The sequence below is a fragment of the Brucella intermedia LMG 3301 genome (assembly GCF_000182645.1).
GTDB lineage: Bacteria > Pseudomonadota > Alphaproteobacteria > Rhizobiales > Rhizobiaceae > Brucella > Brucella intermedia.
In genome coordinates this window covers 442,612-462,786 of the sequence record NZ_ACQA01000001.1, presented here as the reverse complement: position 1 = coordinate 462,786, position 20,175 = coordinate 442,612, and the positions used below count along the sequence as shown (strand labels likewise).

The following is a 20,175-nucleotide window of genomic DNA, read 5'->3' as shown; positions in this document are numbered from 1 at the left end:
ATCTTCAGGCCGCGGCTTCATCCTTTTGCCGCTGCGCAGGCACCGGTACGCTGTCGGGAATATCCGAATGCAGGAAGTGCAGAAGCGTGTCCTGAACCGACGACAGCCGGTGCGCGCAATCGCGCCAGCCGAACGGAATATCCTTCGGCATGGACGGGATCCGGCGCGGCTCCTGCCCTTCCTCCAGCTCGCAATTGGCAATGACTACCTGCAAGGCTTCCATCAACCATGGCGGCGGCGGTGCCTCCTTCTTGCGCAGCGCATTGCCCAGCGCTTCACCAAACAGCAGCGCCGATGCGTAAAGACGGATGCCGCGCCGATCATAACGGCCCGCCATTTCCGTGACCTCGCGCGCCACCAGCCGCCCGCGCAGCGACCAGCGCGCATTGCTGCGGGCCAGTGCGATGCCGTCGCCCAATGCGATCACCGCCCGGTGGGCCGAGGTAAACTGGTTGATCGCACTTTGCGCCCGCACCGGGTCCTGCTTTTCCAGCGCCACGGCCGATTGTTTCAGGCCCTTTGCCAGCCGGTCGAGCAGGCCGCGAGCGGCCTTGTCGATCAGAAGCAACGGGCTCGGTGTCATCAATATCTGGCTGAACAGCAAGCCCACGCCCGCGCCGACCAGAACATCGACCAGCCGCGTCACGCCTGCGACCTGCGGCCCCATGGCGAGAACCAGAATGGCCGAAACGCCCGACTGGATGGCGATTGCAGGCGCCATGCCGAAAGAGGTTGCCAGCACCATGGCAACGAAAGTCACGATGCTCGTATGGAAGACCGGAACGGTTTCGGGCAGAAGCAGCGAAAGCTCCCCGACCAGCACGCCTGTCGTAACGCCGACGACCACGCCGATCGCCTGCTTGCCGTGGTTGGGCAGGTTCGGCGCCAGACAGATCACCGCCGTCACCATGGCGAAAACGGGTTTCGGCTGGTCCAGAAGCAACTGGCAGATCAGCCATGCGACGCCGCCTGCGAAGGAAGCGATCAGGGAATCGCGCCAGCTCGCAGACCATTGCTGAACGACCTTCTTGGCGCGCTGCCGCATCGATTTCTCCATCTGCTTACCGGCAGCTATCTATGGCAGCATTTTCCCGCCTCAAGGCTTGAAGAAGTTTTCGTACTGGTCCGGCTTGAAACCGACCGTAAGCTTTCCATCCCTGTCGAGAACCGGGCGCTTGACCATGGAAGGCTGCGCCAGCATCAGTGCCCGCGCCCTGGCGGCGTCAACGTTCTGGCGTTCTTCCTCCGGCAGTTTGCGAAATGTCGTTCCGGCGCGGTTGAGCAACTGCTCCCACGGAACGCTTTTCAGAAAGCGGTCGAGCGTTTCGCCGTCCAGCCCTTCCTTCTTGTAATCGTGGAACGCATAGTCGATGCCATGGTCTTCAAGCCAGGTGCGCGCCTTCTTCATGGTGTCGCAGTTCTTGATACCGTAGATGGTCACGCTCATATCCGACTCCTTTGATCGCTTAGAGCGTGATGTTTTCAGGTTGAACCATTATCCCGCTCCAAACTTTTTGTTTGAGCATGTTTTTATCCGAAAACCGGTTCCCACTTTTCGGAATCATGCTCCAGTCGCGATCAAAGGCGATCGAAACGCCGGTTTCAACCTCTATCTGGAATCGTGAAAGATTATGCCCAGCGTATGCCGCTTGCCGGAACGGATGCGGCTGACGCCGTGCCGCATCTTGACGCGATAATCCCCGCGCGTGCCCTGCATCGGACGGTCATTGACCGCGAAGACCACGCCGTCGCCCTGCCGGAGCGGCACGACCTCGGCCCGGCTCTGCATGCGCGGGCGCTGTTCGGTCAGGACGAATTCGCCGCCCGTAAAATCCTTCTCCGGCTCGGACAGCAAAATCGCCACCTGCAACGGAAAGGCGATATCGCCGTAAATATCCTGATGCAGGCAATTATAATCGCCCTCTACATATTGCAGGATGAGGGGTGTCGGACGCGTCTGCCCTGCCGCGTGGCACCGCTCCAGGAAGGCATCATGGGTGGGCGGAAACCGGACATCCGATCCCAGTCTTTCGCTCCACCGATTGGCGATGGGAGCCAGCTGAAAATAGAGCTTCTGGCGCAGATTCCAAATTAAGGCAGGAATGGGATTTGCGTAATATTTGTATTCTCCGCGCCCAAAACCGTGTTTTCGCATCGAAATCACCGTTCGAAATGCGGCCAAGGTGTGATAACCTGCGGCAATCTCGCGGCAATCCTGTGGCGAAATTATGTTTTCGAGAATTGTGGCACCGAACTGGTCGAGTTCGGCGCCGATTTTTTGCCATTCATAGGCGGGAATATTCTGGCCCTGCGTGGGTTCATTTTTGTTCATGCCTGGCCCTCCCGCTTCAGGAGATCGCGCTTGCGCTCGACCCCCCAGCGATAGCCGGAAAGGCCGCCATCGTTGCGCACCACGCGGTGGCACGGAACCGCGACCGCGATCTTGTTCGCCGCGCAGGCCTGCGCCACCGCACGCACCGATTTCGGTGCGCCGATGCGCTCGGCAATTTCTGTATAACTCACTGTTTTACCGACAGGAATTTCTCGCAAGGCCTGCCAGACGCGTTGCTGGAACGCGGTTCCTTGCAGATCAAGCGGCAGGTCGAGCCCGATGCGCGGCGCTTCGACGAAACCGACCACCTCGGCAACCATATCCTCGAAATCGCGGTCCGCACCGATGAGATTGGCCTGCGGAAAACGCTTTTCCAGGTCACGGATCAGTTCTTCCGGGTCGTCGCCCATCAAAATGGCGCAGACGCCCCTTGTCGCTTGCCGCCACCAGCACTGCACCCAGCGTCGACTGGCCGACGGCAAAACGGATATCGGCATTCTTGCCGCCCTGCTTGTAAGCCTTTGGAGTCATTCCCAAAATTCCATCCGAAGCCTCATAGAAGCGGCTGCTGGAATTGTAACCGGCATCATAGATGGCGTCGGTTACGCGGATTTCCGGCGCATCCAGCGCCGCCCGCATCTTCCGCGCGCGATGCGCATCCGCATAGGCTTTCGGGGTCAGTCCCGTGAACTCCTTGAATATGCGATGGAAATGGGCCGGGCTTGCCTTTACTGAAGCCGCTATTTCTTCGAGCGATGGCACTTCTTCCGCCGTTTCGATGAAACGGCAGGCAGAGGCCACCATCTCGGCATAGCGGGTGCTGTTCTGCGTCGCGAGCGTTTCGGACAGATGCGGCTTGCAGCGCATGCATGGCCGGAACCCGGCGCGTTCGGCGTCCTCGCAACCGTCGAAGAACTGCACGTTCTCGCGCTTTCCTCGCCGCGACGGGCAGGACGGTCGGCAATAGACGCCGGTGGTGCGCACAGCATAGACAAATGCCCCGTCCGACGCCTTGTCGCGGTCGAGCACCTTCTGCCAGCGGCTTTCATCGGGGTCGTGGGTCTTCATGGTCATCAGGTTCATGTCCGTATTCCTTCAATATGAGCATGAAGGAAGGCTAATGCCACCGCGTCGAAACTACACTCCGCTGCTTGCTTTCAAATTCGAAACGGCGCCGTTGCACAGTCTGTTCACAAATAAGGAACATGCAAGCTTCCAGCTTTTATACCATGATATGAAAGGTAAACAGGGAGAAGACCATGACGACAATCGGCTTCATCACCGATGGCAAGGAAACACCATCCGCTTCCGGCAAGACATTCGACCGCAAGGACCCCGTCACCGGAAAGGTCGCCACCACAGCGCCGGCGGCCAGCCTTGCCGATGTCGATGCGGTTGCGAAATCTGCCGCGAAAGCCTTTGAAAGCTGGTCGGAAACCGGGCCGGGCGAGCGTCGCGCACTGCTGAACAAGGCGGCTGACCTGATGGAAAGCCGCGCCGATGAATTCATCCGCCTCATGCTTGAAGAAACCGGCGCAACCGCGCCTTGGTCGGGCTTCAATGTCCACCTCGGCGCCGGTGTGCTGCGCGAAGCCGCAGCGCTCACCACGCAGATCACCGGCGAGATCATCCCTTCGGACAAGCCCGGCATCGTTTCCATGGCAGTGCGCCAGCCGGTTGGCGTGGTGCTTGGCATGGCGCCCTGGAATGCGCCGGTCATTCTGGGCGTGCGCGCCGTTGCAGCCGCCCTCGCCTGCGGCAACACGGTTATCCTGCGGTCGTCCGAATCCTGCCCCGGCGTTCATCACCTGATCGTCAAGACACTCAACGATGCTGGCTTCCCCGCCGGTGTGGTCAATGTGATTTCCAATGCGCCCGAGGACGCGCCGGAAATCGTCGCCGCCCTTGTTGCCCATCCGTCCATCCGCCGCATCAACTTCACCGGCTCCACCCATGTCGGCAAGATCATCGCCAAACAGGCCGCAGAGCATCTCAAGCCCGTGCTGCTGGAACTGGGGGGCAAGGCGCCCTTCATCGTGCTGGAGGATGCCGATCTCGATCAGGCGGTCGATGCGGCAGCTTTTGGCGCTTTCATGAATCAGGGCCAGATCTGCATGTCCACGGAACGCTTTATCGTGCATGAGAAGGTGGCGGATGCCTTTGCGCAAAAACTTGCCGCCAAGGCAAAATCCCTTCCCGCCGGTGATCCGCGCGGCAATGTCGTGCTCGGTTCGCTGGTCGATCTCAAATCCGCCGAGCGCATGGATGCGCTCATCCAGGATGCCGTGTCGAAAGGCGGCAAGGTTCTGGCGGGCGGCAAGCGCGAAGGCTCCATCGTCGAGGCGACGATCATCGATCACGTGACGCCCGACATGAACATTTATACGCAGGAATCCTTCGGGCCGGTGAAACCCATCATCCGCGTCAGGGATGCCGATGAGGCGATCCGTGTGGCCAACGACACCGAATATGGCCTTTCATCCGCGATCTTCAGCCAGGATGTGAAACGGGCGCTGGCGCTTTCGAAAAAGCTTGCGACCGGCATCTGCCACATCAATGGCCCGACGGTCGCAGACGAAGCGCAGATGCCCTTCGGCGGCGTGAAATCTTCCGGCTATGGCCGTTTCGGCGGAAAGGCCGTCATCAACGAATTTACCGACCTGCGCTGGATCACCATCGAAGGCCCGCAGCATTATCCGTTTTGAACGAGAAAGGGCGGAGCTTTCAACTCCGCCCTTTCATCATCGGTATCCGTTCAAGACTTTCGCGCTTCCTTGATCGCCTCGATCAGCTCCGGCTCCTTCATCACTCCGCCATAGAGCTTGGTGCCGATGACGAAGGAAGGCGTGCCACCGAAATTGAAGGCTTCGCCCTGATCCATATTGCGCTCAAGAACGGCATTGATGCGCTTGGAATCAGCCTTATAGGCCGCATTGAGCTTCGCCGGATCGAGTCCGCCCTTTTTCAGCGCCGCATCCACCTGTTCCGGCGTAAGGCGACCGGGCGTCGCCATCAACGCTTCCATCGCCTTTACATAGTTGCCGGATTTTTCCGCCGCCAGAACGAGGCGCGCGGCATAGGCGGACGTGTCGCCGAAGATGATCCAGTCCTTCATGACAAGGCGGACATTGCCGTCATTCCTGACCACGCGCATCAGTTCGGCATGCCCCTTCTTGCAGTAAGGGCACTGGTAGTCGAAATATTCGACAATGGTGACATTGCCGTTAGGATTGCCCAGAACCGGGATTTCCTTGTCGTAGAGTACTTCCGCAACCGTCGGAACGCGCTGGGCGAGGCTCTCGCCACCCGAAATCGCGATCGTTGCGGCGCCCGCCGCCGTTGCGGCCAGTATCTGACGACGATTCATCATGAGCTTGCTCCTTTGCCCGACTTTGCTTCAGACTGGGATTTATCCAACACCACGACACGCGCACCGGCGCTGGCGCGCTTGTAGAGATCGAGTATGTCCTGATTGTAGAGGCGGATGCAGCCGGACGACGCAGCCTTGCCGACGGACCATGGCTCGTTGGTGCCGTGAATGCGGTAAAGCGTGTCCTTGCCATCGCGATAGAGATAGAGCGCACGGGCACCGAGCGGGTTGCGGATGCCACCCTCCAGACCATTGGCGTATTTTGCGTAATGCTCCGGATTGCGCTTGATCATGTTGGCAGTCGGCGTCCAGCGCGGCCATTGCGACTTGTAGGCAACCTTGGCATCGCCTGAGAAAGTCAGACCAGCGCGACCGACCCCCACCGAATAACGGATTGCCTTGCCGCCCGGCTGCACGAGATAGAGATAGCGCGCATAGGGATCAACCACGATCGTGCCCACCGGCTCGTTCGTGGCATAGTCGACTTCCCGACGCAGATTGCGATCCGCGATCTTACTGACATCAAGTGCGGGAATGAGATTGCCGCGGTCGTTCACCGCGCCATACATGGTCTCATATTCACTCTTCGCCGTCTGCATTTCCGGCGCAGGCTGCCTCACGGGTTCGGCTGCAACAGGCTCGGGCCTGAAGGCCACCGGCTGCGGCATGGTGACGGCGATGGGCCGCTCCGCAGATGCGGTCGTGCATGCCGCGGCAACAAAAGGCAGGCAGACAACCGCGGCCATCCGCAGCAGTGATTTCCGCGCGTTCTGTTTGTCAATCGATACAGTCAATTCTCTTGCCCCCGGGCCATCTTGAAATCCTTACATCCTTTGTTGCCGGAGCATTCTCCAGAACTATTGGAAATGCTCTATCTCTTTGTCTTTACGCATTATCCAACGCAAAACCGCTTCGCACTTTTGCTGGAAATGCTCTAGTCAGCGCTCACAAGACCGACCGAACGTTCGATGGAGGCGGTCGTGACATCGCCCACCAGTCTGGTTCCCTCCGGTTCCTTGCTGATGCGATTGAAGAAGATCATCGTCGGCGGCCCGGCCACGCCGAGCTTTGCCATCAGGTCGGCATTGCCCGCTGTAAGCTCGGAAATATCCGCCTTGACAAGCTGGTAACCTTCCAGCGCCTTCTTCACGCCAGCGTCGGGCAAAACCCGGCGCTCCACGGTGGAACAGCTTACGCACCAGTCCGCCGTGAAATAGACAAGCGTCGGCTTGTCGCCGCGCGCCTCGCCAAGTTTCTCCTGAAGGGAAGAAACAGTCTCGACCGGCGCAAATTGCAGCGCGGCCAGATTCTGGTTGCCGCCACGGTTACCGAATGCGGCCAGCGGTTGCAACGGGTCTTTTCCGCCCGACGCCACGCCGAGCATCAAAATGACGCCGTAGACGAATGCCGCCGTGCCTATGGTGCGGGCGACGACGCTGCGTCCCGGAATTTTGAGGAATGCGAAACTTGCGGCCCCGAAAAGCAGGAGCGCCCACAGCACCATATCGACACCCGGCGGCAGAAGGGGAGCCGCCATGAAGATCGCGGTCGCCAGAAAACCGAAGCCGAAAATCTGCTTTACCGTTTCCATCCATGCGCCTGCACGCGGAAGCGTACCCCCGCCAAGCGTGGCGAAGGCAATAAGCGGCAATCCCTTGCCGATGCCGAGCGCAAAGAGCGCGGAAGCGCCAAGCGCGACATTGGCGGTCTGCGCGATATAGATAAGCGCGCCTGCAAGCGGCGCCGTAACGCAAGGGCCGACGATCAGCACGGACGAAAAGCCGAGAATGGCGGCCGACCGCTTGGAGCCTGCCCGCTGCTGGCCATGGGGACCAGTCCGCGACGAAATCGCGCTGACCCATGAATTGGGAAGCTGTATCTGGAAGAGGCCGAACATGGAGAGCGCCAGCAGCACGAATAATCCTGCCAGCACGAGTGCTGTCCATTTCGATTGCAGCACCATCTGCAGGTTCTGTCCCGACCAGCCTGCGATTGCGCCGACTACGGCAAAACCCAGCGCCAGGCTGACGACATAGGTGGCGGAAAGCACGAAGCCGCGTTTTGCGGTCAGCTTCTCCCCTTCACGCGCCAGCGTTCCGGCAAGGATGGGGTAGATGGGAAAGACGCAAGGGGTGAAAGCAAGCAGCACGCCGAAAGCCAGAAATGCCGCGATCACCAGCCCGGCGCCGCCGCGATCCAGCAGCCCCTCGACCATGCCCTTTTCGGGTGCAAGGGCAAATGCCGCCTTTTGCGGAGCGGCTGGCACCCGCAGCCGGTGTGAAGGTCGGCGTCTGCGCCAGCAGCTTGGCCTTTTGGCCCTTCTCGCTCGAAACTGCGAGCGTGACCGGATCGACCGTCCTGGTTTCCGGGCGGTAGCAAATGCCATCTTCCTGACAGCCCTGATAGGTGAGTTCCAGCGGCTCTGTACCCGCCTTCACGCTTGCCGTGGCGTGGGTGTAATAGACTTCAAGCCGCCCAAAATTCGGGTCGTCCTTGGGCTGTCCGGGCTGCGTGTCGACGGCTAGCGGATTTCCCTGCCCGTTCTTCGCCGCTATATGGTCGCGATAAAGATAATAACCGTCCGCGATCTGCCAGTTGAGTACCAGCCGGCCATCCGTGTCCTTCAATACGCTCAGGCGGAATGCCTGATCGACCGGCAGCGGGTTTGCCGCCGAGGCCGGGGCGAGTGCGAGGAGCAAACCGATGAACAAGCTGGCGAGGCCCGCAAGGAGACGCATTACGATTTTCCGCATAATTCGATTCGGACAAATTGATCATGTTGCAAATGGCGAATGTCCCCGCCACCTTAAGGCAGCCTTAAGCTGGCGCAGGGAAAAGCCCGTGCGGGGTTAAACATCAATAAAGGCAGAAACAGGAACTCATGCGCATACTCGTGGTGGAAGACGACACGATCCTTCTCGACGGACTGACTGTAGGGCTTGGGCTTGCCGGTTTCACCGTGGATGCCGTGTCGACCTGCTGCGACGCGGAAGCAGCGCTTGCCGCGCAGAACTATAACGCGGTGGTGCTCGACCTGATGCTGCCCGATGGCTCGGGCCTCGATATTCTGAAATCCATGCGGCGTGGACGCGACGAGACGCCGGTTCTGCTGCTGACCGCGCGCGATCAGGTGCCCGAGCGCATTGCGGGGCTCGATGCCGGTGCGGACGATTATGTCGGCAAACCCTTCGACCTGCATGAGCTTGCGGCCCGCGTGCGCGCCGTCGCCCGGCGCGGCGCAGGACGCGCCAATGCCCTGCTTGAATGGCGCGGCGTGGAACTGGACCCGGCGGAGATGTCGGTGCGCTTCCATGGCGAACCCGTGCGGCTGACCCGGCGCGAATTCTCGATCCTGCGCACCTTGATGGAGCGGCCCGCCGCCACCTTCTCCAAATCCTCGCTGGAGGAAGCGCTTTACGGCTGGCAGGAGGAAGTGGAGAGCAACGCGGTGGAAGTGCATATCCACCACCTGCGCTCCAAGCTTGGCTCCGATTATATCGAAACCGTGCGCGGGGTCGGTTACCGGCTGGCGGGAGCAAGGACATGAATTCCATTCGCAGCCGTCTCACCGGCATCCTGATCGGCGTCACCTGCGTCGTCTGGCTTTTCGCGGTCGTGTGGATCCATATCAGCACCCAGTCACAGCTTGAAAAGGTGCTCGATGCGCGCCTGATGGAAGCCGCGCGGATGGTCAACTCGCTTCTGACGGACCATCGGGTCGCGGTTGGCCCGGATGGAGATGGCGGACAATTGTCGTTGAAGCCGATGCCTGATTTTCCGCTCTATGACCGGCAGCTTTTCTGCCAGATATGGGCTCTCGACGGCAAGCTTGTGGGACGTTCCGAAAGTGCGCCCGGCGTGCGGCTCACCAATATCGCGAACGGCTTTTCGGATACGGAAGTTGCGGGCGACCGCTGGCGCGTGTTCGCGGTGGAAAATACCCAGCTCGGCCTGCGCGTCATGGTCGGCGACAGCCTGAGCGTTCGCGAAAGGCTGGTGCAGAATGTCGTGACCGGGCTTGTGCTGCCCGCGCTGTTGATGCTGCCCGTTCTGGCGCTCATGATCTGGTTGTGCGTAAGGCGCGGTCTCGATCCTCTGAGCCGTCTTGCATCCGTGCTTTCAAAGCGCCAGGCGCAGGATTTGCGGCCCCTGCCCGAACACAACCTGCCCAAGGAGATTGCGCCTGCCGTCACCGCGCTGAACGGGCTTTTCCAACGCGTCGACGAGGCGCGCGAGCGCGAGCGCAATTTCGCGATCTTTGCCGCGCATGAACTGAAGACGCCGCTCGCCGGATTGAAGACGCAGGCGCAGATTGCCGAAAGCGCAAAGGACGAAACAATGCGCGCCAATGCGGTGCGCCAGATCGCGGCGGGCGTCGACCGCACCACCCGTCTCACCAATCAGCTTCTCGACCTCGCCGCACTCGAAACCGGAGACGACATTGAAGCACCGGCATGCGAACCGGCGTGCCAGCTTCTTGTTGCGGTGTCGACCGACATGCGGATGCTTGCGGCGCAGCGCGGCGTTTCCATCGAACTGCCGGGCAACATGCCGCTGGTACAGATGCCCTTCCCGCACCTCTTCACGCTTGCCGCGCGCAACCTGATCGAAAACGCCGTCAACCACTCGCCCGGCAACGGCACCGTGCGCTGCCGCCTTGAAGCCGCAGCCGACAAGCTCAAGCTGGTCGTCGAGGATGACGGGCCCGGCATTCCCGAAAGCGAAATGCCGCACGTGACCGAGCGCTTCTTCCGCGGCGCTAATCGCAATGAAACCGGCAGCGGCCTTGGGCTTCCCATCGTGAAAATGGCGGTGGAGCGTATGGGCGGGGAATTGCAGCTGCAAAACCGCCCGCAAGGGGGCTTAAGCGCGTCGATCATCGTGCCGGGCACCATCGTCGGATGACGGCCATCTGAAACGGAACCACGGCGCGCATCGAACAAGGCTCATTCCCCTGCTTTCAGGCGTTTGAGCCCGTGTCTTTGATTTAGATCAATGACACCTGCTCCCCGAGCGCAGATAGCGAACCTATCGCTATTGCTGCCTCATCCGAGGCGGCTCTTGTCATGCGCTGCGAGGGGATTTCATGAACTACGCCGCTGGAACAGTCCTTTCCGGTCTGGGGGCACTTTTTGCTGTGCTTTTGGCCGGATTTTCCCATGATGAGCTGTTCAGAACCCATATGTGGATTCTGTTCGCTACACTGGCCATCTTCACCATTCTTCTGATGCGGAATGCCAATTACGGCCTGACGCCCAAAAAGGTCGACCAGTCCGCCTATATGGACGGCCCGATCCGCTACGGCGTCATCGCAACGGTTTTCTGGGGCGTGACCGGTTTTCTGGTCGGCGTCGTCATCGCCGCGCAGCTCGCCTTTCCCGATCTCAATCTGGAACCCTATCTGAACTTCGGCCGCCTGCGCCCGCTGCACACATCTGCGGTGATTTTCGCGTTCGGCGGCAATGCGCTGATTGCATCGTCCTTCTATGTCGTGCAGCGTACCTGCCGCGCCCGCCTCATCGGCGGCGATCTGGCATGGTTCGTGTTCTGGGGCTACCAGCTTTTCATCGTGATGGCCGCGACCGGCTATCTGCTCGGCATCACGCAGAGCCGTGAATATGCGGAACCGGAATGGTATGTCGACATCTGGCTGACCATCGTCTGGGTCGCCTATCTGGTCGTCTTCCTCGGCACGATCCTGAAACGCAAGGAGCCGCATATCTATGTGGCGAACTGGTTCTACCTGTCCTTCATCATCACCATCGCCATGCTGCATATCGTCAACAACCTGGCGATCCCTGTCTCGTTCCTCGGCGTGAAAAGCTATTCCGCCTTCGCGGGCGTGCAGGATGCGGTGACGCAGTGGTGGTATGGGCACAACGCCGTCGCCTTCTTCCTGACCGTGCCGTTTCTGGCCATGATGTATTATTTCGTGCCGAAGCAGGCAGAGCGTCCGATCTATTCCTACCGCCTGTCGATCGTGCACTTCTGGTCGATCATCTTCCTCTATATCTGGGCCGGGCCGCACCATCTGCACTACACCGCCGTTCCCGACTGGGCGCAGACGCTCGGCATGGTCTTCTCCATCATGCTGTGGATGCCGTCCTGGGGTGGCATGATCAACGGCCTGATGACGCTTTCGGGCGCATGGGACAAGGTCCGCACCGATCCGATCATCCGCCTGATGGTTGCCGCCATCGCCTTCTACGGCATGGCGACCTTTGAAGGCCCGATGCTGTCGATCAAGGCCGTCAACTCGCTGTCGCACTATACGGACTGGACCATCGGTCACGTTCACGCGGGCGCGCTTGGCTGGAACGGCATGATCTCGTTTGCCGCCGTCTATTATCTCGCACCGAAGCTGTGGAACCGCCAGCGGCTCTATTCGATCCGCATGGTCAACTGGCACTTCTGGCTGGCGACGCTCGGCATCGTTCTCTACGCGGCTGCCATGTGGGTTGCCGGTATCCAGCAGGGCCTGATGTGGCGCGAATACGACGATCAGGGCTTCCTCGTCTATTCCTTCGCGGAAACCGTGCTCGCCATGTTCCCATACTACGTCATCCGTACGCTTGGCGGCGTGCTCTACCTCGCCGGTGGCTTCGTGATGGCCTGGAACGTCTATCAGACCATTCGCGGCAATCTGCGCAACGAAGCCCCGATGGGCGGCACCCGGACTGTAGCCGGTGCGACCATGCAGCCTGCCGAATAAGGAGCGTGTGATTTATGTCGATACTAAAGAACCACTCCAAGCTGGAGAAAAACGCAACGCTGCTGCTGATCGCATCGCTCGCCGTGGTGACGGTCGGCGGCATCGTTGAAATCGCACCGCTCTTCTATCTCGAGAACACCATCGAGAAGGTGGAAGGCATGCGCCCCTACTCGCCGCTGGAACTCGCGGGCCGCGACGTCTATGTGCGTGAGGGCTGCTATCTCTGCCACAGCCAGATGATCCGCCCGTTCCGCGATGAAGTGGAACGTTACGGCCATTACAGCCTGGCTGCGGAATCCATGTACGACCATTCGTTCCAGTGGGGCTCCAAGCGCACGGGGCCTGACCTCGCCCGCGTCGGCGGCCGCTATTCGAACGAGTGGCACGTGCAGCACCTTGTCCGTCCGCGCGACGTGGTGCCGGAATCGGTCATGCCAAGCTATGCATTCCTGAAGGACCGTCCGCTGGAGGCTTCCAACATTGCGGCCAATCTGAAAGCCAATGCGGCGGTCGGCGTACCCTACAGCCAGGAAATGATCGACAACGCGCTTGACGATCTGAAGGCACAGGCCACGCCGGATGCCGACACAACCGGCGTCGAGGCACGCTATCCCAAGGCCAAGGTCGGCGATTTCGACGGCAATCCGCAGATGATCTCGGAGATGGACGCGCTCATCGCCTATCTCCAGATGCTCGGAACGCTCGTCGATTTCTCGACCTACGACCAGTCCCCCAAAGCGAGATAAAGCGGAGATTTAGCGATGGATTACAACACCATGCGCACTTTCGCCGATAGCTGGGGTCTGCTCGGCATGGCGCTCTTTTTTCTCTTCGTCGTTCTCTACGCCTTCCGGCCAGGCAGCAAACAGATAGCCGACCACGCGAAGGACATTCCTTTCAAGGATGACGCAAATGACTGACAAGCAAATCGACGAAGTAACCGGCGTAGCGACCACCGGCCACGAATGGGACGGCATCAAGGAACTGGACAATCCTATGCCCCGCTGGTGGCTGTGGACATTCTACGCGACGATCTTCTGGGCGCTTGCCTATGTGATCGCCTATCCGGCATGGCCGCTGATCTCAAGTTCCACCGGCGGCATGCTCGGGTGGTCGAGCCGCGGCGCTTTCTGGGAAGAAACCGCCCGCGTCGACAGCGAGCGGCAGGGCATCATCGACCAGATCAAGGCCAAGGACGTCCACGAGATTCTGGCGGATGAAAATCTGCGCCAATATGCGATTGCCGGTGGCGCTGCCGCCTTCCGCGTCAATTGCGTGCAGTGCCACGGCTCCGGCGCGCAAGGTGCGCCCGGCTATCCCAACCTCAATGATGACGACTGGCTGTGGGGCGGTTCGATCGACGACATCCTGACGACCATCCGTCATGGCGTGCGCTCCACGGACGATGCCGACACCCGCATTTCCGAAATGCCCGCCTTTGTCGACGTTCTGGAACCGCAGCAGATCCGCGATGTCGCCGCCTATGTGGTGAGCCTCTCCGGCACGCCGCACAACCCCGCCATGGTGCCGGAAGGCAAGAAGGTTTTCGCAGAGAACTGCGCCGTCTGCCATGGCGCGGATGCCAAGGGTCTGCGCGAGTTCGGCGCACCGGACCTGACGGACGCCATCTGGTTCTACGGCTCCGGCGAGGACGCCATCGTGCGTCAGGTTGCGCATCCCAAGCACGGCATCATGCCCGCATGGGAAACACGCCTCGGAGACGCAACCGTCAAGCAGCTTGCCATCTTCGTCCACTCGTTGGGCGGCGGTGAATGAAGAGACGGGAGTAAGGCAGTAGGGGAATAGGGGAGTATGTTTTGGTTGTGAACGTCCGAAACGACACTCCCTCTTCTCATACTCCCTTACTCCCCTATTCCCCTACTCCCCCTTTAGCCTCTGAGCTTGCCGAAGGCCCAGTGCGGCAGGAGCAAAAAAATGTCAGACGATGTCGAACGCATTGACGTTCAGGCAGTCAACTCCCCCAAAACCCGCCAATCGCTTTATGCGGCACGGGTGAAGATTTTTCCGAAGCGCGTGCAGGGCGAGTTCCGGCGCTTCAAGTGGATTGTCATGCTCATTACGCTCGGCATCTACTATCTGACGCCATGGCTGCGCTGGGATCGCGGCCCCTATGCACCGGATCAGGCGGTCCTGATCGATCTTGCCAATCGGCGCTTCTATTTCTTCTTCATCGAAATCTGGCCGCAGGAATTCTACTACGTCGCGGGCCTGCTCATCATGGCGGGCCTTGGTCTGTTTCTCGTGACCTCCGTCGCCGGTCGCGCCTGGTGCGGTTATACCTGCCCGCAGACCGTCTGGGTCGATCTTTATCTCGTCGTCGAACGCGCCATCGAAGGCGACCGTAATGCGCGCATGAAGCTCGACAAGGCGCCATGGACCTTTGACAAGCTGTGGAAGCGCGTGAGCAAACATTCCATCTGGTTGCTGATCGGCGTGCTGACCGGCGGCGCATGGATTTTCTATTTCGCCGACGCGCCGCAACTGCTCATGGATCTCGTGACCGGTCAGGCAGCGCCTGTCGCCTATTTCACCGTCGCCATCCTTACCGCCACCACCTATGTTTTCGGCGGGCTGATGCGCGAGCAGGTCTGCACCTATATGTGCCCGTGGCCGCGAATTCAGGCCGCAATGCTGGACGAAAATTCGCTCACCGTCACCTATAATGACTGGCGCGGCGAGCCGCGCTCCCGCCATTCCAAGAAGGCGATTGCCGCTGGTGAAACCGTGGGCGATTGCGTGGATTGCAATGCCTGCGTGGCCGCCTGCCCGATGGGTATCGACATTCGCGACGGGCAGCAGCTCGAATGCATCACCTGCGCGCTGTGCATCGATGCCTGCAATACGGTCATGGACAAGATCGACAAGCCGCGCGGCCTCATCTCCTATGCGACGCTGGCCGATTACAACGCCAACATGGCGCTCGCGACCAATAATGGCACGGCGCCGATCGATCCCGCCCGCGTCTACAAGGCGCCCAACAGCTTCTCGGACAAGGTGCAGAACCTGTCATGGAAGAAGGTGCTGCGTCCGCGCAGCATGTTCTACTTCGCCGTATGGGCGCTGATCGGCCTGACGCTCGTCATCTCGCTGTCGACGCGCCAGCGCATCGGCATCAACGTGCTGCATGACCGCAACCCGCAATATGTGCTTCTGTCGGACGGCTCGATCCGCAACGGTTACACGGTCAAGCTGCTCAACATGATCCCGACGCCGCGCACCTTCCGCCTTTCCATCAAGGGCCTGCCGGGCGCAACGCTGACCGTTCAGGATGAAACCGCGGATGCGAACGGGAATTACGATGTGCCGGTGGAGCCGGACCGCCTGAAGACATTGCGCGTGTTCGTCACCATGCCGCATGATGCGATTACCGAACATCGCCACGACTATGAAATCGAAGTGCGTGACGCGGACGGCGCGGAACACGCACGTTACAAGGCAACTTTCATGGCACCGGAGGGCAGATAATGTCGATCAAGTCGAAAACCGCAGGCACGTTCACCGGCTGGCACATGCTGGGCATCATGGTCGCTTTCTTCGGCGTCATCATCGCGGTCAACCTGACCATGGCCTATAACGCGATCCATAGCTGGAGCGGGCTGGTGGTGCAGAACACCTATGTCGCCAGCCAGGAATTCAATGACAAGGCCCAGACCGGCAAGGAACAGGCCGCGCTGAACTGGCAGTCGAAGCCGGCGTATGAGAACGGCATCTTCACTTGGCGGCTCGCCGACCATGAAGGAAAGGCCGTCGTCATGACCGGCGGTACGGTGGAGTTCAAGCGTCCGGTCGGTGACGTGAACGATACCAAGGTCACGCTGAGCGTCGGCGAGCCCGGAATTCTGACCGCACCGCTGGAACTTGGCGAGGGCGCGTGGATCATGGAAGTGAATGCAGATGCGGGTCTTGAAGACCCTTATCGCCATATCATCCGCGTTCTGGTGAAGGATGGGAGAATGCTATGAGCTGCTGCGTCGAGAATGCACAGATAGCGACCGTCGTTCAGGCCGTCTCCGCAGATGAAATGCAGGTCGCAAGCCGTGCGCTGGGAGATGGTTTTCGCCAGCTCGACCTGTCGGTTCCCGGCGTTCATTGCGGCCTGTGCATCAAGAATATCGAAGAGACGCTCGGCAAGATCACAGGGGTTGCCTATGTCCGCGTCAACCTGACGGCCCGCCGCGTGACCGTGCGCTGGAAGGATGGCGAGACGCCGCCCGATGTGGTCGATCCGCTTCGCAGGCTCGGTTACGAAGCGCATATCTTTGACATGGCGCAGGAGAAAGACCCGACCTTCACGCGGCTTCTGATCGCGCTTGGCGTCGCGGCGTTTGCTTCCAGCAATGTGATGCTCTTGTCGGTCGCGGTCTGGTCGGGGGCGGATGCGGCGACACGCGATATGTTCCACTGGATTTCCGGCCTCATCGCCCTGCCGACGCTGATCTATTCGGGCCGGATTTTCTATGTTTCCGCATGGAATGCGCTGCGTGCGCGGCGCGTCAACATGGATGTGCCGATTGCGCTTGCCATCACGCTGGCCTTTGGCATGAGTGTCTATGAAACCCTGCATCACGGCCAGCACGCCTATTTCGATGCATCGGTGACCTTGCTGTTCTTCCTGCTGATCGGCCGTACGCTCGACTACATGATGCGCGCCCGCGCCCGTTCCGCCGTCCGAGGTCTGGCGCAGCTTGGCTCTCGCGGTGCGGTGGTGATCGGCGATGATAACGAACGCAATTACCTGCCGGTCAACGAAATCCGCCCCGGCATGCGCATCATCCTTGCAGCAGGCGAGCGCGTACCCGTTGATGCCAAGGTGGAAGAAGGCCGTTCGGAACTCGATTGCGCCATTGCATCGGGCGAAAGCGATGCCGTGCCTGTCGGTCCGGGCTCCGAGATTCGCGCCGGCACGCTTAACCTTTCCACGCCGCTAATCATTCGCGCGACGGCGGAAGCCAAGGATTCCTTCCTCGCTGAAATGGTGCGGCTGATGGATGTCGCAGAAGGCGGACGCGCCTATTACCGTCGTCTTGCCGACCGCGCTTCCGAGCTCTATGTGCCGATGGTCCACACCATCGCCTTCCTCGCCTTCGTCGGCTGGATGTTCTACACCGGCGGCGACTGGTATCGCTCGATCTATATCGCGATCTGCACCCTCATCATCACCTGCCCTTGCGCGCTCGCCCTTGCGGTGCCGATTGTGCAGGTGGTTGCGGCGCGCCGCCTGTTCGAAAACGGCATCATGATCAAGGACGGCTCCGCCATGGAGCGGATGGCCGAGGTGGACACCGCCATTTTCGACAAGACCGGCACTTTGACGCTCGGTCAGCCGAGGCTGATCGATGTCGACGCCATCGATCCCCATAATCTGGAGATTGCAGCAGAGTTGTCGCTTTATTCGCGCCATCCGCTGTCGCGGGCGCTGGCGCTGTTCTCGGGCGCAAAGCCGATGACCGCCTTTACCCGCATCGAGGAAGTGCCGGGCGCAGGCATCGAAGCCGAACTGAACGGTTCCCTCTATCGGCTTGGCAAGCGCGACTGGGCGGACGATAGCGCCACGATGGTTCATGCCGATGGCCCCGAGACCTGTCTTTCCATCGATGGCAAGCTGGTTGAAACCTTCCGCTTTGAAGACAGCCCGCGCGAGGACGCTGCGGGAGCCATCGCCACACTGAAGCGCAACGGGCTGAAGCTTGGCATCATTTCCGGCGACCGCCTGCCTGCCGTCGAGAGGCTTGCCGGTTATCTCGGCGTCAATGACTTCCGGGCGGAAGTGCTGCCAGCCGACAAGTCGGAACTTGTGCAGAAACTGTCAGCCGAAGGCAGCAAGGTGCTGATGGTTGGCGATGGGTTGAACGATGCGCCCGCCCTCGTCGCGGCCCATGTTTCCATGGCCCCGGCGACGGCAGCCGATATTGGCCGCAATGCAGCCGATTTCGTCTTCCTGCGTGAAAGCCTGTCGGCAGTGCCGCTTGCCTTCGCCGTCTCGAAGGAAGCGGGCCGGTTGATCAGCCAGAACTTTGCGCTTTCCATCGGCTATAATATCATAGCCGTGCCGATCGCGATTTTCGGCTATGTCACCCCGCTGGTGGCAGCGCTTTCGATGTCGCTGTCGTCCGTCGTGGTCGTGAGCAACGCATTGCGGTTACGCGCCGGAAAACAAAAGCAGCAGACGCAGAAGACCATCGCGGCTGTTGCCGTCATCAAGGAAGCGCACAAATGAGCGGACTTATCTTTCTCATTCCCACCGCGCTGTTTCTGGGCCTGCTCGGCCTCGTCGCCTTTCTCTGGTCGTTGAAAAACGGCCAGTATGAGGATCTCGACGGCGCGGCAAACCGCATCCTGCTGGACGACGAAACTAGTCCGTTATCAAAATAGCCCGCAAATCATTGACGTTCGTGCCGGTTGGCCCCGGCACGAACAGATCATCGATGGCGTCGAATGCCGTCCATGCGTCGTTGTTGGCGAGACGCGCAGCGCCATCCTCGCCCGCCTTTTGCAGGCGTGAAACCGTAGAACCATCGGCAAAGGCTCCGGCATTGTCTTCCGAGCCGTCAATGCCGTCCGTGTCGGCGGCGAGCGCATGGATGTTGTCATAGCCATCGATATCGAGCGCGAATGACAGCAGGAACTCGCTGTTGCGCCCACCTTTGCCACCTCCTGGGCCACCCTTGCCGCGAATGGTGACGGTCGTTTCGCCGCCCGACAGAATGACCACGGGTTTCTTGAACGGGCGGTCGCGGTCGGCCACTTCGCGGGCAATCGCTGCATGAACATGTGCCACTTCCCGCGCCTCACCTTCCATTGAATCGGACAGGATCACCGCTTCGACGCCATGACGCCGGGCTTCCTTGACCGCCGCATCCAGCGAGACGGCAGCGGAAGCAATCACCCGCACCTCGTTTCGAGCGAAAACCTTGTCGTCCGGTTTCGGCGCATGGGCGGCTTCGCTCCTGATGTGATCAAGCGCTGCCTGTGGCAGTTCGAGCCTGTAGCGTTCGATGATCTTCAAGGCCTCGTCGCGGCTTGTTGCGTCCGGCACGGTCGGGCCGGAAGCGACGAAGGCCGGGTTGTCGCCGGGAATATCCGAAACGACCAGCGAGAACACCTTTGCCGGATGCGCGGCGGCGGCGAGCCTGCCGCCCTTGATCGTCGACAGGTGCTTGCGGATGGCATTCATCGCCGAAATAGGCGCGCCGGAAGCGAGCAATGCCTTGTTGACGGCGATCTCATCTTGCAACGTCAGACCTTCCGGCGGCGACGGCAGCAGCGCCGATCCGCCGCCCGAGACAAGCGCCACCACGAGATCGTCTTCCGTGAGACCGGACACGGCATCGAACAGCCGCTTCGAGGCTTGAAGTCCCGCCTCGTCGGGAACCGGATGCGCGGCCTCGATGATCTCGATACGCTGGCAAGGTGTGCCATAGCCATAGCGCGTGACCACCACGCCCTCCAGCGGGACGTCGTGTTTTTCAGCCCAGGCGCGCTCGAAAGCCGCCGCCATCTGCGCCGATCCCTTGCCCGCACCGATGACAATCGTGCGTCCCTTCGGCCTGGCCGGAAGATTGGCGCGGATCACCAGTTCTGGATCGGCAGCCGCAACGGCTGCGTCGAACAGGCTGGTCAGAAACTTCTTGGGATCGGTGATGGCAGACATGAGTTTCCCGATGAGCGCGTGTTAACGGCGGCACTATTCCCCGCCCGAGATCTAAAATCAATGGAGCCGGCTACCTCCTCCAAGCAGCC

19 protein-coding genes and 1 pseudogene are annotated in these 20,175 nt (G+C 60.5%); 11 read left to right on the top strand and 9 right to left on the bottom strand.

Annotation, left to right across the window (positions count from 1 at the left end; all coding sequences use genetic code 11):
* Positions 1-4: 4 nt before the first annotated feature.
* From OINT_RS02085 to ada, 4 genes and pseudogenes are all read right to left on the bottom strand, one after another.
* Complete coding sequence (locus tag OINT_RS02085) at positions 5-1,045, bottom strand: FUSC family protein (protein ID WP_039852851.1); 1,041 nt, start codon at positions 1,043-1,045, stop codon at positions 5-7.
* A gap of 51 nt (positions 1,046-1,096) precedes the next feature.
* Positions 1,097-1,447, bottom strand: coding sequence for an ArsC family reductase (locus OINT_RS02080; protein ID WP_006466134.1), 351 nt, complete (start codon positions 1,445-1,447; stop codon positions 1,097-1,099).
* Between the two features lie 162 nt (positions 1,448-1,609).
* Positions 1,610-2,332: a 2OG-Fe(II) oxygenase gene (locus OINT_RS02075; protein ID WP_006466133.1), complete on the bottom strand. Its 723-nt coding sequence runs from the start codon at positions 2,330-2,332 to the stop codon at positions 1,610-1,612.
* A pseudogene (ada, locus tag OINT_RS02070) lies at positions 2,329-3,415 on the bottom strand (bifunctional DNA-binding transcriptional regulator/O6-methylguanine-DNA methyltransferase Ada). The gene OINT_RS02075 and the pseudogene ada overlap by 4 nt, the downstream one beginning before the upstream one ends.
* Before the next feature lie 176 nt (positions 3,416-3,591).
* Here ada and OINT_RS02065 point away from each other — a divergent pair.
* Positions 3,592-5,037, top strand: a complete 1,446-nt coding sequence (locus OINT_RS02065) for an aldehyde dehydrogenase (RefSeq protein ID WP_006466132.1) — start codon at positions 3,592-3,594, stop codon at positions 5,035-5,037.
* Between the two features lie 50 nt (positions 5,038-5,087).
* Here the strand turns inward: OINT_RS02065 and OINT_RS02060 are convergent, their stop codons facing one another.
* The 4 genes from OINT_RS02060 to OINT_RS24020 form a co-directional block, all read right to left on the bottom strand.
* Positions 5,088-5,702 carry a DsbA family protein gene (locus OINT_RS02060; protein WP_006466131.1) on the bottom strand — a complete coding sequence of 205 codons (615 nt, stop codon included), beginning with the start codon at positions 5,700-5,702 and terminating at the stop codon, positions 5,088-5,090.
* Entirely contained in the window at positions 5,699-6,448 is a 750-nt protein-coding gene (locus OINT_RS02055; protein ID WP_039852276.1) for a L,D-transpeptidase, read from the bottom strand. The genes OINT_RS02060 and OINT_RS02055 overlap by 4 nt, the downstream gene beginning before the upstream one ends.
* A 188-nt stretch (positions 6,449-6,636) precedes the next feature.
* Entirely contained in the window at positions 6,637-7,851 is a 1,215-nt protein-coding gene (dsbD, locus tag OINT_RS02050) for a protein-disulfide reductase DsbD (RefSeq protein ID WP_235691664.1), read from the bottom strand.
* Positions 7,784-8,440 (bottom strand): protein-disulfide reductase DsbD N-terminal domain-containing protein, encoded by a 657-nt coding sequence (locus tag OINT_RS24020; protein WP_235691651.1) that lies wholly within the window; start codon positions 8,438-8,440, stop codon positions 7,784-7,786. Before OINT_RS24020 ends, dsbD begins: the two co-directional genes overlap by 68 nt.
* Positions 8,441-8,583: 143 nt before the next feature.
* Here OINT_RS24020 and OINT_RS02040 point away from each other — a divergent pair, with 143 nt between their 5' ends.
* The 10 genes from OINT_RS02040 (at position 8,584) to ccoS (ending at position 18,807) form a co-directional block, all read left to right on the top strand.
* On the top strand, positions 8,584-9,249 hold the full coding sequence (locus OINT_RS02040; protein WP_006466126.1) for a response regulator: 666 nt from the start codon (positions 8,584-8,586) through the stop codon (positions 9,247-9,249).
* A complete protein-coding gene (locus OINT_RS02035) occupies positions 9,246-10,607 on the top strand; it encodes an ATP-binding protein (protein WP_006466125.1) in 1,362 nt (453 codons plus the stop codon). Before OINT_RS02040 ends, OINT_RS02035 begins: the two co-directional genes overlap by 4 nt.
* Positions 10,608-10,788: 181 nt before the next feature.
* Positions 10,789-12,414 carry a cytochrome-c oxidase, cbb3-type subunit I gene (ccoN, locus tag OINT_RS02030; RefSeq protein ID WP_006466124.1) on the top strand — a complete coding sequence of 542 codons (1,626 nt, stop codon included), beginning with the start codon at positions 10,789-10,791 and terminating at the stop codon, positions 12,412-12,414.
* A gap of 14 nt (positions 12,415-12,428) precedes the next feature.
* Complete coding sequence (gene ccoO, locus OINT_RS02025) at positions 12,429-13,160, top strand: cytochrome-c oxidase, cbb3-type subunit II (RefSeq protein ID WP_006466123.1); 732 nt, start codon at positions 12,429-12,431, stop codon at positions 13,158-13,160.
* 15 nt (positions 13,161-13,175) lie between these two features.
* Positions 13,176-13,334, top strand: coding sequence for a CcoQ/FixQ family Cbb3-type cytochrome c oxidase assembly chaperone (locus OINT_RS02020; RefSeq protein ID WP_006466122.1), 159 nt, complete (start codon positions 13,176-13,178; stop codon positions 13,332-13,334).
* Positions 13,327-14,190, top strand: a complete 864-nt coding sequence (ccoP, locus tag OINT_RS02015) for a cytochrome-c oxidase, cbb3-type subunit III (RefSeq protein WP_006466121.1) — start codon at positions 13,327-13,329, stop codon at positions 14,188-14,190. Before OINT_RS02020 ends, ccoP begins: the two co-directional genes overlap by 8 nt.
* Before the next feature lie 159 nt (positions 14,191-14,349).
* Positions 14,350-15,900: a cytochrome c oxidase accessory protein CcoG gene (gene ccoG / locus OINT_RS02010; RefSeq protein ID WP_006471029.1), complete on the top strand. Its 1,551-nt coding sequence runs from the start codon at positions 14,350-14,352 to the stop codon at positions 15,898-15,900.
* Complete coding sequence (locus OINT_RS02005; protein ID WP_006466119.1) at positions 15,900-16,397, top strand: FixH family protein; 498 nt, start codon at positions 15,900-15,902, stop codon at positions 16,395-16,397. The genes ccoG and OINT_RS02005 overlap by 1 nt, the downstream gene beginning before the upstream one ends.
* Positions 16,394-18,652 carry a cation-translocating P-type ATPase gene (locus tag OINT_RS02000; RefSeq protein ID WP_006466118.1) on the top strand — a complete coding sequence of 753 codons (2,259 nt, stop codon included), beginning with the start codon at positions 16,394-16,396 and terminating at the stop codon, positions 18,650-18,652. Before OINT_RS02005 ends, OINT_RS02000 begins: the two co-directional genes overlap by 4 nt.
* Entirely contained in the window at positions 18,649-18,807 is a 159-nt protein-coding gene (ccoS, locus tag OINT_RS01995; RefSeq protein ID WP_006466117.1) for a cbb3-type cytochrome oxidase assembly protein CcoS, read from the top strand. Before OINT_RS02000 ends, ccoS begins: the two co-directional genes overlap by 4 nt.
* Here ccoS and OINT_RS01990 read toward each other — a convergent pair.
* Positions 18,788-20,086 (bottom strand): glycerate kinase type-2 family protein, encoded by a 1,299-nt coding sequence (locus OINT_RS01990; RefSeq protein ID WP_006466116.1) that lies wholly within the window; start codon positions 20,084-20,086, stop codon positions 18,788-18,790. The two genes, ccoS and OINT_RS01990, sit on opposite strands and share 20 nt — an antisense overlap.
* Positions 20,087-20,175: the final 89 nt, after the last annotated feature.